This window comes from Siphonobacter sp. BAB-5405 (genome assembly GCF_002872335.1).
GTDB lineage: Bacteria > Bacteroidota > Bacteroidia > Cytophagales > Spirosomataceae > Siphonobacter.
The window spans coordinates 172,768-188,992 of record NZ_NJAG01000036.1 but is presented as its reverse complement, the minus strand read 5'-3'; the positions used below and the strand labels follow the sequence as shown (position 1 = coordinate 188,992).

Below are 16,225 nucleotides of genomic sequence, written 5' to 3'. Positions count from 1 at the left end.
CGATGTTCTTTTTGAAAATCTGCACTAGTAAAAGGGACCTCATAATCCAGACTCAGGGATATATCTACCCAAGTACCAGCTTGGATTACTTTTTATAGTAAAGTTCTGAAACAGTTGTTTGAGTTTATTTATTGCCAATTCCAATTCGTACCTGATTCCTGCTTCATCGTTCCTATGAAACATTTACATCTCTGGCTGAAAACGTTGTTGTTAGTAGGCTCCACCAGTTTCCTCACCACTGAGGCTCAAACCGTACAGCTTACGATTACGAATCTTAAATCGACCGATGGACAGATTCTAGTGGCAGTATTTAAGGACCAGCAGGGTTTTAAAGATGAAAAACCGGTTTCGCGGCACCGCTTCCCCAAGTCCTCGCTGACGAACGGCACGCTCAAAGTATCCCTAGACTTGCCACCGGGTACTTATGGATTAGCCTTGGTTGATGATGCCAATAAAAACGGGAAAATGGATAAAAATATGCTCGGTATACCCAAAGAGGGGGTAGCCTTCTCTAATTTTTATCTCTCCGGTATGAGCAAGCCTACGTTCGATGACTTCAAATTTGAGGTAAAAGGTGCTTCGATGAATCTGAACTGTAAAATGCGAAACTTCTGAACACTCAGTAGAGTAGGGGATACAAAAAAGCGGGTAGCCGGTTTATACCAACTACCCGCTTTGATTAGGAAAACACTTATTCATTCGTTCTTGGGAAACCAAAAGTCAGGCCCACATTCACCGCCCAGAGTCGGTTAGGGTTCTGCCAGTTGATATTAGTGGTTGAACCAATGGTTGTACGGCCATTTTTATTACCGAACAAGAGATGATAACTTCCTTCGGCAAATACGCCGATTCCTCCAAAAGACAAAGCAACGCCTGCCTTCGGGGCTGCTCCAAAACGCGTATCTTTCTGCTTAGCCACCTGTTCTCCTTGAAAATCAACTTTTACCGTTCTTAGATAGGCTCCGGCTTCCACGCCCAGGTAGGGGCGAATGAACCCATCCGTCAGGTAATATTCAAACATACCAGTTAAGGGAACAATGGATCCCTTGTTTCTGAGGTTCACACCCAGCGACTGGTGTTCGTCGTAAGCCAGCCCCAGGTATTTCGCCGAGACGCCCAGGGCCACTCTGGGACTAAAATACATTTTGGCCGCTATCCCTACGCCGGGTTTTACCTTGGCATCATCGAGCGTAGAAGTGACGCCGGTACCGTGAATGGAAAAGGCTACCTGAGCATGGGATCTTTGACTCAGACTTAGAAAAAATAAGCTGAGGAACAGGCCGTAAAATAGTGACTGGGTTTTCATGGATTTGACGGGTAGATTGAATAAATCACTGGGATGGCAGGTGGATTATACTGAAAAAGAACGTTAGCCTCATTTTCGGTCAGGCTTCTCGAAAGCAAGATGGTAGAAAAAATCAGCCCAGGGATCGCTCTTCCAAAGACTTGCAAGCGTAATGGGTTTGATCTTTAGTCGATGCTCATGGGATCGTACTTTTCGATGCAATGGAGATTGCCTTTTTTTTTGATCTGTTTTCATGGTCGTACGAAAAGGGGCAGTTGGATGGCTACGTCATTAGGAGATATATCTACTAATTGTTGTAGAGGTAGGTTGAATTAGGGGAGTGTTACAAAAACGTACGGGGAATTTAGGGATGAATATAAACGCTATCTAAATAGTTGTACATAAAGGGCGTTTTTCCCAGGATTTGTAATACTTCCAGCGTCTGTTCCTGCCGGGTAAAAAGCCTTAATACGCATTCAGGATCGTTCTGATCCAGCGTCCAGCGGCAAATGAGCGTACTGTTTTTGAGAAACCGATGCAAGTTCTGCTGATCGGCCTCGGTTTGAATAGTTGTTGAAAAGATATACAAATACATCGCCTTAAGATTACGCTGCTTCTCACATGTAGTAAACCCTAAATCTTTCAAACCCGATCATTCGAGTACCGCAGTTCCGTTGGATACGACTTTGTACAGAGCTATGCTGCAAAAATAACGATCCATTTGGTAGATATATCCCCGATATTAAAATATCGACGATGGCTTCAAATAAATAAGTGGATTTTGGGAATATATCTACTCAACTTGCTGAAATGGGCAGAGTGAAGTTCTAATCCGCTAACTGTCGTTCGTACAATGCGTGCATCTTCTTGAGCGTCTGATTCAGCTGATCGAGTTCGTCTGTACTCAATTCTTTAGCCAGGAAATCATCGAATCGGCTGGCAGTGCTAAAAGCCATTTCAACAACCAGTCTGCCCTTATCAGTTAGCCTGATCAATTTCTTACGTTTATCTGCGGTATCTGCGAGTGTCTGTACGTACCCATCTCGTTCCAGTACCTGTAGGGAGCGGCGTACACTGGATTTATCCCGTTTGATAAGGGTTGCAATGTCCTGCTGCGATAAAAGGGAATCACCCGCCAGATGAACAATAGCTAATACAGGAACCTGATCAAACTGGAAGGTAAAGCCTCTACGAATGTATTCACGGTCCAGCAACCTTACCATGAGCATATTGACCATATTGAATGAAATGGCGACGGAATTTCCTAATTGAGATTCTAGGTTGGTAACGATTATATCTTCAGTAAGCTTTTTCATGTAAGCAGGCTCGTTTCGTCAAAATTAATAGAATATGTTACGGTTGTACCGCTCAGAAGCTACAACTTACTGACTCAGTATCTGTTAAAATAACTATTGTTGTCTAGATAATGATTATAGTAACATTGAGTATAAAATAAGGTAAATATATGTTTCATAATTATGCTTATGTTAAGCAGAATTGATAAGAAATGGAGTATAGTCTACGAAATCGGGCCTTACTCCTACCCTGTTCGTTTCAAAACCATAGTAAACGCTTTATTGTCTTAATCAATGTCAATGACTTGGCAAAAAGGTTCTATATCCCTTATATTTAACCCTTCTTTACGTGTTATCGGGTCGAATTAATGAATCATATTCTCTTTTCTAACCTTAGAAAAAACGCTTACTTCGAAGACAGGTCCGTTCGTGAACTCATCAAGCCGGGACTTATTTTATCCTTTTTTTTGATTAATGGTTATATTCTGACTGCCCGCATCATGGAAGGTCAATGGAAGATGAATCCCGTTAATCTGGTCCTCTCCCAGATTTTTCTGCTGCTGCTCTGTAGTTCAGTGTGGGTTCTTATATTGATTATTTTTCATGAGCCAAAAATTCCCAAAACCTGGCAAAAAGCTATGGTTAGTTTCGTAGGAAGTGGACTCACTTCTATCTTGTTCTACTATACTTTTAATGGTCTTGCTGAGGATTACCCTTTAAAACCCTTAAGTACTTATCCGTTGTATTGGGCTTTATTTCGTTTGTTTAATCGCGGCCTGGCGATTTGGCTGTTTTTTTATCCACTCGCCTATTTTTATATGAAGCAGAAAGAATGGCTGGATTCAAACTTACAAATTGAAGCCGTGAAGAGTGAACAGCTTACCGCTCAGATCAAGCTGTTACAACAGCAGATGACACCCCACTTTTTATTTAATTCATTAAATGTATTGAAATCAGGCAATAAGGACGACTGGACTAAAAAATATATTGTCGAATTAAGTAAAATTATTCGTTATCAACTATACGGAAACAGTCATAAACAGAGTCTGATTACTCTGCTTCAGGAGTTGCAATTCGTTGAGTCCTACATCTACCTATTGAAAGAGCGTTTTGAAGGAAAGCTGGAAGTAACTATGCGGATAAGTGAGGAGGTCTGGAAAGCAAAAATTCCTCCTTATACGTTGCAAACTCTGGTAGAAAATGCGATGAAGCCTTATAGTATGTCCAGCAAGCAACCCTTACGCATTGAGATTTATGATGAGTTAGATTACATTATTGTAACGAGTGATTACCAGTACAAGGAAGATTCAGAAAAGGCTCGTCAAACGATCGCCGACACCGCTCTTGAAAATATTCAGGAGCGATACCAATTGATACATGATCGCACTCTGGAGATTACTCAGCAAAATGACCGTTTTATAGCTAAAGCTCCTCTGATTTTCGAACCTTTAATACACGAATCCTTGATTAATAATGGTAGTTAGGGTAATTAAAAGGTTTTATATTTTCATTTAAAAAATAGGTCATTCCTTCCAGACGGCTCTGTCATTTTTACTTACCAAGCAAGCACATACGAAAAGGATTTTAAGTAGCTGTAATTTTACAATACATCAGTATGGAAAGTTCATTTTTCTCCTTCTTTAGAGATAACAAGTATATAAAGGATGGTTCTGCCCGTGAACTGATTAAGCCGGGAATTATCTTCTGTTTTCTTTTAATTTACGTTTATGCATTGCCCCTGCGTTTTCCTCACGATTGGCAGCGTGACCCCGTAAATTTGCTGGTTTCACAGTTTTTTCTTTTCCTGATGTGTTGCAGCAGCTGGTTGGCCATTCTGTACATTCTTCATGAACAAAATATACCCCAAGTCTGGCAGAAAATTTTAGCTAGTGCTTTAGCCTGCCTATTTATTTCCATTGGTTTCCATTACGCTTTCCATTCCCTAGGTGAGATTTACACAGCAAGATCTTTGGAAAGCTACCCCTTGCCATGGGCCTTATTTCGGTTGTCACTTAGAGGCCTAATGATGGTTTCTTTTCTCCTACCGTTCGCTTATTTTTACGTGAAGCGTAGAGATGTGATGCTGGCTAAGATTCAAATAGAGCAAGCTAAAAATGAAAAGCTTACTGCTCAACTGATAGTATTACAACAGCAGATGACACCCCACTTTCTGTACAATTCATTGCAGGTGTTGGGATCAGGTAATGGTGATGACTGGACCAAAAAATACATTGCAGAATTAAACAAAGTAGTTAGTTATCAGCTTCAAGATCACGATCAGAATAGTTTGATTTCTGTTGCGGATGAATTACAGTTTGTGGAATCTTATGTCTATATCTTACAGGAACGTTTTGAAGGAGCCTTACGCATTGCCTTTCGTGTCAGTGAACAGGCTAGACAAGCCAAAATTCCGCCGTATGCCTTGCAAACCTTAGTGGAGAATGCAATCAAACATAACATTATGTCCTCTGGCAAACCATTATCCGTTGAAATCTTTGACGAACAGGATTATATAGTAGTCAGAAATAACTATCAGCCCAAAGTCGATTTTGAAAATGACTTCCAGACTAGATCAGGTATTGGTTTAAAAAATATACAGGAACGTTATCAATTGCTGGCCGACCGCTCTATTGTTATCGCTCAACAGGATAATTATTTTACTGCGAAAGCTCCTTTACTAGTAGATAGCACTTCTTCTTATAAATAAACTACGGTATTGAAGGTTAGAGATAAAGTCTTTCTGTATGTATAAAGATCAATCGATTGGCAGGATTGATAAATTTTGAAGCTGTTCCATCCCAATAAAGCTGAGTTAGTAACTAGCTTCAGGATTTACTTTTTCCTTAACCTTTCCAACGTTCGTTAATCCATTCGGGTCTTATTCGTAAAACCTAATGGCTATGAACTATCTACTTGTTTTTGTATCACTGCTCGTTTTAGTTAGCTGTAAAAAAACACCTTCTTCTCCCAGGCCAGTGGATTGCGATGCTTCGCAAGCATATGTGACTTCCGTGGAAGAAGGGTCCCGTCGGTTACTAGGAACCTGGCGACTAAAGACCGTTAAAGGTGGGTTTGTAAAGCACGATACAATACCCAACCAAGTAGTTCATTTCTTTGCTAACTACACGTGCCAGGTTACTGCTCAAGGCCGTACTTCTCCCCGAATGCCTTATGAAATTTCTCTAGCGGATCGCCCCCTTCAATTGTCGGTTATGGATAGTGTCGAAACTTCGTACTTGCGACAATTGGGAAAATCCAGGATGTATATCTGCGAGGAGGAACTTATCCTGGACTACGGACGGGAAGTAGATTTCCAGGCTTATATCTACACCCGACAACCCTAACGCTGCACCATTCTGAGATTTCGATCCTTCCGAACGTACTCTGGAAAAATCTTTCTGTTTAATTCTCGCGGGCTTTAAAAAGGCCTGACAAATTGTCTTTCGAGATTTTCAAGTGTTCCACGCCCTAAAAACCAGCTAGGATTGACTGATTTTACATTTGTTAGACGTCCATTCAAGAAATGTAAAACAACCAAGTAGAAGATTAGTTATCAATGCTTTAGACGAATTCAGTACTGAATCTGATGGATGGTTGAGAATCGTGTAGAACAAGACTGATCTGAAAGGAATAGTGAATACTGAAATCTCGTGAAAGATCGCAAGGTTCATCCGCTTAATGAATCCGTCCTTTTTCCTCCTGGGCAGCATCACTATAGGAACGATTACGGGTTTGTTTGCCGAAACGATACGCAAAGGCCAGACCTATCCGACGCGTGTCGGCTCGACTGGTCCGAAACTCCGTAGCCCCTTGCAGACTGCCGATTTGTTCACGCTGTACCCAGCTTCGCAGCCAGTCTTCCACCATCAGATTGATGCTTGCTTTATTGGACCAAAGTGACTTTCGAATTCCAGCGTTGATTCGATACAGGGATTGACTCCTGCGTTGACCATTGATACTGGGACCCGTATAACTAAGGCTGCATTCCGCTTGCCAGGTTTTACCCAGTTTCAATTGATTCGTTACGTTGATACGACCCGTTAGCAACCGTGCGTCGAGGGCTTGTCCGTAGAGTTCAGTCGGTAAAATGGTCAGATGCACGAACCCGCCAGACGCCATGAATGTCCAAATGAGAAAGGGATTATAGGAGGCGTAAGCTGAAAGCGAAAGGAGTTTGCCGTTGGCAATGTTTCCGGGACGCGTAATGAAAATATCTCCCACGGCCTGAGTTGTTTGAAAAATGATATTACGAAACTGGTTATACTGAAAACTCAAACCCCAAATGGTATTGTGTTGATACTTAAGCTCAAATTGCTGGGGATAGGCCGGTAAAAGCTGGGGATTTCCTGACGTATAGCTATAGTTATCAAGATAAAAAAGAAATGGATTCAACTGCTGATAATTCGGGCGGTTGATCCGGCGACTGGCACTCAGCGTTAGCGATCGCGTACCCGTACTATCGAGTTTATAACTCAGAAAGATACTGGGAAACAGATTCGTGTATTGTCGGGAAAAACTGGATTCGGGTACTTCCGGATTTTCCCGCTGCTCACCCTTTAGCCCCGTTTGTTCGAGCCGCAGCCCCGCCTGGGCCCTGCCAGCGTTTTCCATTTTTACGAGCATTAATATACGCCGAACGAATCGATTCCTGATAGATGAAGTGATTGGATTGGCGGTACTTGGGGATGAACTCGTTGTCTACGCGTTGATAGTACCGGGAATCAAGATCGTTGGTCACGTGACTCCACTTTAAACCTGCTTCCAGTGTGCCACCGCTCGCGAACGGACGGGTAAAATCCGTTTTAGCCGTACTGATCAGTAGTGAGGAAGGGAGATCATACCTAAATCGCTGGTCAGTTACTAACACTTCATGGGGATTATAACTTTGATTTTGCAGGAATTGCGTGCTTTGATTACCGTACGACCAGTGTGTAAGGTCTATGGTCCATTCCTGCCCTTTGCGGTCAAATTCCCGCTGTAAATGGAGGGAGAGGCCGCGATTGTTTCGTTGCGAATGAGTATCAATCGAGCCGCGTCCGGTGGAATCCAGCTCTGTGGCAAAACGCTTACTCAGGTAGGATAACCCTTCCCGTTTGGGGGCGTGCGTATAATCCAGCTCTAAACTGAGGGATGTTTTTTTCGTAAATGCGTACTCGATTTCCAGTTTACCCGTCAGACTATGACCGCTGAGCCAGGAGCGATTCATCAGATTGACAAAAGCCTCCGACTGGCCGGATACCTCGGTAAAGGTTCGGCCCACTTGTTCACGGGTTTGGTTGCCATCCTTACTATGGGAAAGTAGCCCGGACAGTCGTAATTTTTGGTGGGTATACTGAAGCGATATACTCTGGTTCGTTCGACTTTCCCAACCCTGACTGTAATTGGCACTCAGGCTACCATTCAGGCCCTGCAAGCGTTCTTTCTTGCGTTTGATATTCAGCAAAGCACTACCGGCAGCATCGTATTTAGTGGATGGATTTGTCATCAGTTCCAGTCGGTCAAGGGACGAAGCGGGTAACGACCGCAGATAATCGGCCAGATCGCGACCGGATAAATACGTCGGCTTCCCATCCATGAGTACGGTGACACTGCTCATGCCATTTGAGCGAATCGTGCCATCCGTGTCCACCGTGATTCCCGGTACCTTTTCGAGCATTTCCAGCACGTGACTGGTTGCACTACTCAGCAGATTTTCGACATTCACAATCGTTTTATCCAGATCGTGCTCAATCAACGGACGTTTACCCGTAATCTTTACTTCCTTTAAGTCCGTATTCTTTGAAGGCTGAAGCTTAATGACCGAAAGATTCCAGGGGCTGCGATTCAGGAAAAAGGATGGGCTAGTATAGCTTTCGTATCCCAAAGCGGTCACCTGTACCTGATAAGTTTCCTTCGCCAGTCGATGTAATTCAAAAAATCCGGTACTATCGGCAACCACCCCTTGCAGTACCTTCGTGTTTTTCAAAAGTATAATCGTAGCTCCGGCAATGGGGCGAGCCTGTTCATTCTGAATCCTGCCCTGTAAGGTATAGGTGGAATCCTGAGCCCAGACGAACAGTGGCAAAAAGACGAGTACGGTCAGTAAGCGTTTCATAACAGACGAGCGAATTGTTTCGTCGGCGAAAGTGCAGTGACTTGATCGGTAGCCCTAATGATCCGGATGGAGGGCATAAGGAGACGGACAGAATGAGCATTTCAGAGGTTAAACCCATTCGTCCGCTTTTAAACAGTATTGGTAAGGAAAGGCAGCCTGTTCAACCGGAAAGTTTTCAAGCCTATGGTCGATCCCGTAGTTTTCGGCAAAACTTAAGTATAATGAAAGCAACAAGCTCTATAAACCTTTTTCAGACGAGTCGGATTCTGCATCTGTTGATCGCGGCGGCGGTCGTTTTCGTCGTCTATTTCCTGTTAGAACCGTATTTCGAACGGGTCCTGGCGGGTAAGCACGAAGACCAGGTTGCGTTACTGGCGGGCGTGTACTTTGTGGGGGGGATCTACCTCGGTCGGACCTTTTCACAGCTTTTGACGGTTAACCAAACCCGCATTCCCAATCGACAATTAATCATTCTGCTTATTCTAATTCTCTTTTGCTGTATTGCTTTATTACTTATTAATACCTTACCCTCTTTCTTGAATCTCGTTATCTTCATCACGCCCTTTACGGCTTTAAGTATTCTGGTGGGTATGTTTGTCAAGCACATCCGTACCGCCATCACTTTACAGTTGAAGGATGCTCAGGTATCGGCGGAACAAAGTCAGAGTGAGTTGCAATTGTTACAGTCCCAGTTAAGTCCACACTTCTTATTCAATACGCTTAACAATCTATACGGATTGTCATTGACCGATCACGAAAAAGTACCACCCCTGCTGTTAAAACTTTCGGATCTTTTACGCTATTCTGTCTACGAAACCAAAGCCCTATGGGTGCCCTTGGTCGATGAACTTTCGTACCTGGATAACTACATTGCTTTTGAAAAGATCAGGTTAGGAGATCGGCTCAATTTACGGGTACAGTGGGAAAGCATTCATGATCCTAGCGTGCAAATTGCCCCGATGTTGTTGATTGTGTTTGTTGAAAATGCCTTCAAACATTCTAAAAACACGGTTGAATCGAAGATTACCATTGAAATTGAACTGAAACGCTGGGCCGATTCCATTTTGTTTTCCGTTCGAAATTCGTACGAGAAACTAGAAGCTCAGACGCTCAATAAAAACAGTGGCCTGGGTCTGGAGAATGCCCGGAAACGGTTAGAGCTTTTGTATCCCGGCGAACATACCTTAACGATCAACGCCCAGCCGACGTTTTATCAGGTACTTTTACAGTTAAAGAAGAAGTAACATGGTGCCCTGCCTGATTGTGGATGACGAGCCGATTGCCCGGCAAATCATCGAGACGTATTGTAGTCATTTACCCCAGCTTCGGGTCGTGGCCAGTTGCGGTAATGCTCTGGAAGCCAAGGCGATCCTGCAACAGCAAGCCGTATCGATTCTGTTTCTCGACATCAACATGCCCGTGCTGGATGGCATTGCCTTTCTGAAAACGCTTCGCCAGCCCCCGCAGGTTATTTTCACCACAGCCTACAAAGAATACGCCGTAGACGCCTTCGATCTGGCTGCTTGCGATTACTTATTGAAACCCTTTTCACTGGAACGTTTCATCGTAGCCGTTGACAAGGCTCTGGCCGCTTTACGGCCTACGCCCGTAGCTCTGCCTGACAAGTCGGAAAGCTTTGTCTTTCTTAAATTTGAAGGTCGTATCTATAAACTCCTACACGAAGAAATCCTCTTTGCCGAGGCCAGTGGAAATAATACGAAGATCGTTACACCAAAGCAGATGATTCTACCAGCGATGACGTTTACGCGGGTGGAAGAACTTTTGCCGGGTACGGTATTTCTGCGGGTACATCGTTCCTTTTTAGTCAACAAGTCCAAGATCTCGCATATTGAAGGAAATCGCATTTTCCTGGATGGCTACGAGATTCCGATTGGAGCCAATTACCGCGAGCAGTTTCTTCGGGAGGTGGGCTTAGCTTAAGGTTGCGGTACACCTAGCACTTTCTGTAACAAATCCGTGGAGGTATGAAACAGCGTAACGTCAGGGTGCGAAGCCAGTACATCCGCCCGGGTATACCCCCAGGCGACGCCTCCAAACGCCGTAGCTACCTGACGGGCTGCCTCCAGATCCCGAAGTTCATCCCCAATACAGAGGGTTTCGTGGGCTAGAACGCCGTTTCGCTTCATGGCTTTGGTAAACTTTCTCCGCTTCCCAAACAGGGAAGCCCCGCATCCGTAATAGGAAATGAGCGAAGCACAGGCTGGCCCCAGTACGCGGCGTATATTGGCTTCACTATTGGAACTGACGATGGCTAACCGAACGCCCTGTTCGGCAAGTTGGTGTAACACAACCGGAATGCCTTCAAACAACTGAATTTGATCAATATCTCGGGCCATGAGGCGGATAAACGAGCGGGCAATCAGCGGCATTTTCCAGGCGGGTAGCTTGGCTCGTTTCATCATTTGTCGGGCATCCATACCCCGTAAGTGATCCACGTCTTCGGGTTGAATGACGGGAAACTTATAGGTAAGAGCCAGCGTATTTACCGTACGCAGGAAGTACGGAAAGGAATCGGCCAGGGTACCGTCAAAATCAAAAATGACCAGTTTATAAGGCATGGGGGCGGTGGTTTCAGGTGATTACAAAGATAGTAGCGTTACCGATGGTAATCCTGCTAGTAATGAATGAATCAGCTAATCTGCCGGATGTATTGAGGTTACGTTGTACTAAATGGAGCTTTTTGTAAACGGTTCGGCTTCACGTACACATATCCTCCGGCAACGTCAATGATCCAATTGAATCGTTTCAGCACATCACCGCCCAATACACTGATTTTCTGTCGGCCGATCGCTCCCTCAAAAAAACTGACCGGAACCTGCTGGAGCTTAGCCTTTCCCAGCAAAAAAGCCGACAGACTGGATTTCTTGGTCTTTAAACGATTGCCGTACGAATCCTTTAACTCCTGGCCACTGATAACGGGCAAATGTTGAATCTGAGCGTGCTGAGCCACCCATGCATCATCCAGTAACAAGCTACCCGCATACCCCGAATGCATGAGAAAAGAATGACGCAGCGTGTCCGTTCCGATAACCAGCCCTCCCTCCAGATAAAGCATATCCTGCTGAACCTTCAGCGGAAGTTTCTCGTATCCCCGCATGGCCTTGGGAAGATGCTGATGAATGACAAGGACTTTCTCGTCAAAATTGATCTCAACCACCCGGCCCGCGAAAAAATCAAGGCCAAATTTTCCATCGGTACCGGGCCCCGAATATTTGTTTTCCCAAATGGAAACCTGTTCATAGGTAAGATCGCCCAGTTGCAAGGTATTGTTTGGACTATACCGGGAGGCATTTCCCTCACCACCCCAGCTTTTGACCGTATCGGTTCGGGCAAATTGCAGACTTCGCACGTTTCGCGTAGCGTCTTCCGTAAGCGTGAGTCCACCCGATGCCGTGTGGAACATGAGCTGTAAGGTATCGATCCGATTGATGAGAACCCGTACCGAGATGTTATTGGCGGGAGTCAGTTGAAAGGGGATGCGGACGGGTTTATCCTGACCCCAGGATTTTAAGCAAACTACAAAAAGAAAACTGAGCAGGCTGAATGATTTCATGCAGAAGGGAGCGATACGTACGGGAATTGAAAGTACGGAAAATAGATCAACTAGCCATAAAAAAGACCAGCCTTGTGCAGACTGGTCTTTTTTTACGCGTAATACAAGTATTTACAAAGACGCCTTCGTGAGTTGAATGGAATTTTTCCCTTGGGGCGTAGCCACTTCACTAGCGATCAGAAGTTGGTTGTTGCCCACCATCAAACCACTCGGATTCATGGTACTGGCGGTTTCATTGAGCCATTTTGTATCAGAAACGGCAGTGCCTTTAACTGTCCGGTACGCAATGCTTTTACCGGCACCATCCTGTTTGTTCTGGTCCCAGAGTAAAACCCCGCCGTCTTTCGAACCCACTAGGGCGGCATTTTTAGCCGACGGATCCGTAATGACGAGTAGTTTTTTGCCCTCGGTTGTTACCAGACGAAGACCGGGTTCGTTCTTACCCGCCGAAAACCACGATACTAGTCCGCTTTTACCCGAACGTACGGAAACGGCACCTGAATGCGGGCAACCGTTGATCTGCCAGTTATCATCGTGCAGAATCTCGGATTGCGAAAACGTTTTGCCATTGTCTTTGGAAACCAGTCGGGCAATGTCACGAATGTTGTCACGGTTATCGCGATAGTATACGTTAAGCTTGCCATCGGTATCAGTCAGCAAACTAATGGGGCAGCAATCGCAGGGTGTAGGGTCCAGCAATTGTTCGGGTTCAAAGCGATCTCCTTTCGATACAACCAGGCGTAAATCACGCTCTTCGTGTTTGGTACTGCCGACCACATCTTTCAGATAAGCAACGGCTACTTCACCATTGGCCATGACCGTAGCGTCGAAAAAGCCCCGCAGAGCAGGTACGTCTACATCCTGGTACACGGGCTGGGGCGTAGACCAGCTTTTGCCAGCATTTTTGGAAAACGTATACACGACCTGCATGGCTTTCCGATCACCCATGTTGGGACGACCTCCGCCACCGGTTGGCCGGGTACCATGACCTTCATGGCCACCCCCTTGTGGAGCAGCGGCCGGGGTGGTAGTTGCCACCATCGGTTTAGCCGTCATTTTGGGATTATAGGTGAAAACGGCCACCCAGGTTCCGTCTCCTTTGAAAATGAGTTTGGGCCGCATCAGCTGACCTGTTCCAATGCCAGGTGCTGAAAAGATCAGTTGTTTGTCGGAAAAATGCTGACCCTGATCGGTAGACGTTGCAAAGTAGTAACCCACTACACTTTGGTTATCCTTCTCGGTCCAGGATAAAATTACATCCCCTTTGGGCGTTTTAGTCAGGAGTGGAAGACCGTATACTTTAGTCGTATCACTAAACAATGGATGGGCCGCGAAGGCTCCCAGGCTCAAGCACCAAAGCAGGAGAAAATACGTAAGACGTACCATAATCGGATAAAGTTTAGATATGATCAAGGCCAGCTATAGTTGTTGGGAAGGTGCTGGGAATGTAGGAACAAACATAACGATTAAGAACTAGTCTAAATAGCAATTAGCTCAAAATACAATTAAATGAGACTCAATCGATAATAAATGAGATGTAAAAGAAAGGAGAGGTGAATGGTTAGTAGGTATGGAATAGCTATGAGTGGGATAAACGTTGAGCTAATGAAGAGTAGAAATCCAAAGAAGATTAAATTTAATTAAATTATTATAACGTAAAAAAAACGTTATAATAATTTGAAATTTTCATTATTGTCTCTGCCCACCAGGACAGCCCTTAATACGCTACTAAACAATAAGGTAAACCTAGAACTCTAGTTCGTCCAGTGGAAACTACAAAAGGAGCTTTGGGCTCGACCCATTGCCTAAGGTTGGGTTTTACCTTACCCCTAACAGCAGCGGAGATTGGAACCAGTTCCTAATCATTGGTAACTTTTCTCGAACGAGAAGGCCTGCCCTACCCATGGGGTAAGCCAAGCTCGTTCTCTAATCACATAAACCAGCACTATCCCTGAAATACCGCTACTAAGGCTTCCAAAGCTCCCGGAGCGTGCAGCATTTCAGTAGATTCGAGAGTAGCTTTAGCCACTTGCGAGGCCCGGGATCGCATCTGCTGTTCATAGGCTGCAATGGCTTCCAGCATAGTCGTATAAGTGGGATTCGTCAAGCACTGGCTCAATTCAAGAGCATCCGCCATGGCCATATTCACGCCTTCCCCGGCGTAAGGGGGCATCAGGTGAGCCGCGTCACCCAGCAGAGTCAGGTTAGCTTGTGCTTCCCAGGTTTGGTCTAAGGGCATGCAGTACTGCGGGCGAGGGATAAAGGGCGTTTCGGCTTGGGTAAACAGTTCAGACCAGTGATCATCCCACGCCGCAAATTCCGATTGGAACCAGGCCAGTACCTGCTCTTTTTGGGTGAAGTCAATCCCAGACGTCCGTACCCAGTCTTCTTCCGTTCTGAATCCTGCGTAGAATGCCATACTGCCGTCCCCTTTTGAACTTACAATCAACGATTGACTGTTACCCAGGGCAAAGATTTTTCCTCCTTTCAAAAGCGTATGAATGGATGGACTGGCTGTTTCGGCATTCAGAACGGCTCCTTCCAACACCGTGATGCCACTATAAAAGGGTTTGATTTCGGTTAAAAACGGTCGAATACGGGAACGAGCCCCGTCGGCTCCAATCACCAGATCGGCTTGTACGGAAGTGCCGTTTTGAAAAGTCAGTTCCCATCCTTCTTGTCTGGGTCGCATCGTTATCAATTGACGATCCCAAACCACCGTACCCGGCTGTAATGAATCCAGCAACAGGTTTCGTAAGGGCCCACGGTCAATTTCCGGACGGTCGTCCTGATACGAATCCTGTACATGATCATCCCAGTAGATCGTACCCTTCGCATCTACGACTCGTAACTTACCGGCATCGGGTCGGTAATTCACCAAGAAAGCTTCCATTAATCCTGCCTGGCGGAGGGCTTCCAGACCCGACTCTTCGTGTAAATCCAGGGTGGCTCCCTGAACGCGGGCCTTTTCGTTCACATCCCGTTCGTATACCTTTCCCTCGGCTCCTTGTAGTTGTAACAAACGGGCGAGGGTCAGGCCCCCCGGTCCTCCGCCGACGATGGCGATTGTTTTACCTTGTATAGTCATGGCTTTTTGCGTTTAAGTACGCAGCAAACCTAGACAGCAGGGAGGGTTGAAAATTGTATAAATCGGTCCTCGACATTTTTGCTTAACTCCTTGGGTACGACACCGGCAAACTTTTTCACTTCCCGAATGAAATGAGCCTGATCGGTGAAGTTCTCTTCCGGAAAGAGTTTTCCCTGACGAAGGTGCTCAAACGAAGCCCGAAAACGCAGAATGGTACTGTAGGTTTTCAAAGGCAAGCCAAACCACTGGGTGAAATAACGGTTGATCTGCCGACGATTCCACGTTACCCGCCGGGCCAGTTCTTCTACGGATAGATCGCCTCGGGACTCGTATAATAATTCAAACAACTGCCGCTTTCGGGTATCGGGATTGGGGTGAATACGACGTTCGATGAACTCACTAACGCGGGAACAAAAGGCTGTAAAATCCAGGAGATCCTCTGGCTGGATTTCCCAGAACCCAGCCGGTAACAAGCGACCCGTATTCAACAGGGCAGCCACGCTTTCGCCCAATACATATTCCACCGCCAATAGGTTTAAACTCACCGCAAACATCCGCGTACCCGGTGAAAGGTCTCCCTTGCCGGGTTCCGTATCCAGTCCGCGTAACATCGCCTGTATCGTCCCTGTCGAAGTCTTTGAAAAGAGAATATCCACGCGTCCGTCGGGCACCACGATGACGGGCAGCTTCTGTTCGGATGACTGTTCGAGCATCCAGAAACCCTCCACAAAGGTCGAAAGGGGGCCATCTGGCTTTCGTAATTGATAAGTTAGACCGTGGGTTGACATAGCGGCACCAGTGTAAGCAAATGATTACCCAAAGGTAGTGCGTACCCGTAAAGACAATACGCGGAACAAGCCTTTATCTATAACGAAAAACCAGATTTTAA

The 16,225-nt window shown here is 45.5% G+C and carries 16 protein-coding genes; 6 read left to right on the top strand and 10 right to left on the bottom strand.

The annotated features are described in order from the left end of the window. Positions 1 to 174 precede the first annotated feature (174 nt). Positions 175 to 615, top strand: a complete 441-nt coding sequence (locus BWI97_RS20240; protein ID WP_146010986.1) for a DUF2141 domain-containing protein — start codon at positions 175 to 177, stop codon at positions 613 to 615. Between the two features lie 76 nt (positions 616 to 691). On the opposite strand, the gene BWI97_RS20235 is transcribed toward BWI97_RS20240, so the two are convergent. From BWI97_RS20235 to BWI97_RS20225, 3 genes are all read right to left on the bottom strand, one after another. Further along, complete coding sequence (locus tag BWI97_RS20235) at positions 692 to 1,306, bottom strand: outer membrane beta-barrel protein (protein ID WP_102202535.1); 615 nt, start codon at positions 1,304 to 1,306, stop codon at positions 692 to 694. 343 nt (positions 1,307 to 1,649) lie between these two features. After that, positions 1,650 to 1,880 carry a hypothetical protein gene (locus tag BWI97_RS20230; protein ID WP_102202534.1) on the bottom strand — a complete coding sequence of 77 codons (231 nt, stop codon included), beginning with the start codon at positions 1,878 to 1,880 and terminating at the stop codon, positions 1,650 to 1,652. A gap of 232 nt (positions 1,881 to 2,112) precedes the next feature. Beyond that, positions 2,113 to 2,601: a MarR family winged helix-turn-helix transcriptional regulator gene (locus tag BWI97_RS20225; protein WP_102202533.1), complete on the bottom strand. Its 489-nt coding sequence runs from the start codon at positions 2,599 to 2,601 to the stop codon at positions 2,113 to 2,115. Between the two features lie 347 nt (positions 2,602 to 2,948). Between BWI97_RS20225 and BWI97_RS20220 the strand changes: the two genes are divergently transcribed. From BWI97_RS20220 to BWI97_RS20210, 3 genes are all read left to right on the top strand, one after another. Beyond that, complete coding sequence (locus BWI97_RS20220) at positions 2,949 to 4,064, top strand: sensor histidine kinase (RefSeq protein WP_102202532.1); 1,116 nt, start codon at positions 2,949 to 2,951, stop codon at positions 4,062 to 4,064. 131 nt (positions 4,065 to 4,195) lie between these two features. Continuing rightward, entirely contained in the window at positions 4,196 to 5,287 is a 1,092-nt protein-coding gene (locus BWI97_RS20215; RefSeq protein WP_102202531.1) for a sensor histidine kinase, read from the top strand. Between the two features lie 193 nt (positions 5,288 to 5,480). Then, positions 5,481 to 5,924 carry a hypothetical protein gene (locus tag BWI97_RS20210; protein WP_146010985.1) on the top strand — a complete coding sequence of 148 codons (444 nt, stop codon included), beginning with the start codon at positions 5,481 to 5,483 and terminating at the stop codon, positions 5,922 to 5,924. Positions 5,925 to 6,255: 331 nt separating this feature from the next. Here the strand turns inward: BWI97_RS20210 and BWI97_RS20205 are convergent, their stop codons facing one another. Together BWI97_RS20205 and BWI97_RS20200 are read right to left on the bottom strand one after the other, a co-directional pair. Continuing rightward, positions 6,256 to 7,191 (bottom strand): outer membrane beta-barrel family protein, encoded by a 936-nt coding sequence (locus tag BWI97_RS20205; RefSeq protein WP_158242808.1) that lies wholly within the window; start codon positions 7,189 to 7,191, stop codon positions 6,256 to 6,258. Continuing rightward, entirely contained in the window at positions 7,130 to 8,674 is a 1,545-nt protein-coding gene (locus BWI97_RS20200) for a TonB-dependent receptor (protein ID WP_102202528.1), read from the bottom strand. Before BWI97_RS20200 ends, BWI97_RS20205 begins: the two co-directional genes overlap by 62 nt. A gap of 221 nt (positions 8,675 to 8,895) precedes the next feature. On the opposite strand from BWI97_RS20200, the gene BWI97_RS20195 reads away from it, so the two are divergent. Together BWI97_RS20195 and BWI97_RS20190 are read left to right on the top strand one after the other, a co-directional pair. Next, positions 8,896 to 9,918 (top strand): sensor histidine kinase, encoded by a 1,023-nt coding sequence (locus tag BWI97_RS20195; protein WP_158242807.1) that lies wholly within the window; start codon positions 8,896 to 8,898, stop codon positions 9,916 to 9,918. A gap of 1 nt (position 9,919) precedes the next feature. After that, entirely contained in the window at positions 9,920 to 10,615 is a 696-nt protein-coding gene (locus BWI97_RS20190) for a LytTR family DNA-binding domain-containing protein (protein ID WP_102202526.1), read from the top strand. Here BWI97_RS20190 and BWI97_RS20185 read toward each other — a convergent pair. The 5 genes from BWI97_RS20185 to BWI97_RS20165 form a co-directional block, all read right to left on the bottom strand. After that, positions 10,612 to 11,253, bottom strand: a complete 642-nt coding sequence (locus tag BWI97_RS20185; protein ID WP_102202525.1) for an HAD hydrolase-like protein — start codon at positions 11,251 to 11,253, stop codon at positions 10,612 to 10,614. The two genes, BWI97_RS20190 and BWI97_RS20185, sit on opposite strands and share 4 nt — an antisense overlap. A 98-nt stretch (positions 11,254 to 11,351) precedes the next feature. Further along, positions 11,352 to 12,248 carry a hypothetical protein gene (locus BWI97_RS20180; protein WP_102202524.1) on the bottom strand — a complete coding sequence of 299 codons (897 nt, stop codon included), beginning with the start codon at positions 12,246 to 12,248 and terminating at the stop codon, positions 11,352 to 11,354. Positions 12,249 to 12,359: 111 nt separating this feature from the next. Continuing rightward, positions 12,360 to 13,634, bottom strand: coding sequence for a sialidase family protein (locus BWI97_RS20175; RefSeq protein WP_094808552.1), 1,275 nt, complete (start codon positions 13,632 to 13,634; stop codon positions 12,360 to 12,362). Positions 13,635 to 14,193: 559 nt separating this feature from the next. Then, positions 14,194 to 15,336: an NAD(P)/FAD-dependent oxidoreductase gene (locus BWI97_RS20170; RefSeq protein ID WP_102202523.1), complete on the bottom strand. Its 1,143-nt coding sequence runs from the start codon at positions 15,334 to 15,336 to the stop codon at positions 14,194 to 14,196. 29 nt (positions 15,337 to 15,365) lie between these two features. After that, complete coding sequence (locus BWI97_RS20165; protein ID WP_102202522.1) at positions 15,366 to 16,124, bottom strand: AraC family transcriptional regulator; 759 nt, start codon at positions 16,122 to 16,124, stop codon at positions 15,366 to 15,368. Between the last annotated feature and the right edge of the window lie 101 nt (positions 16,125 to 16,225).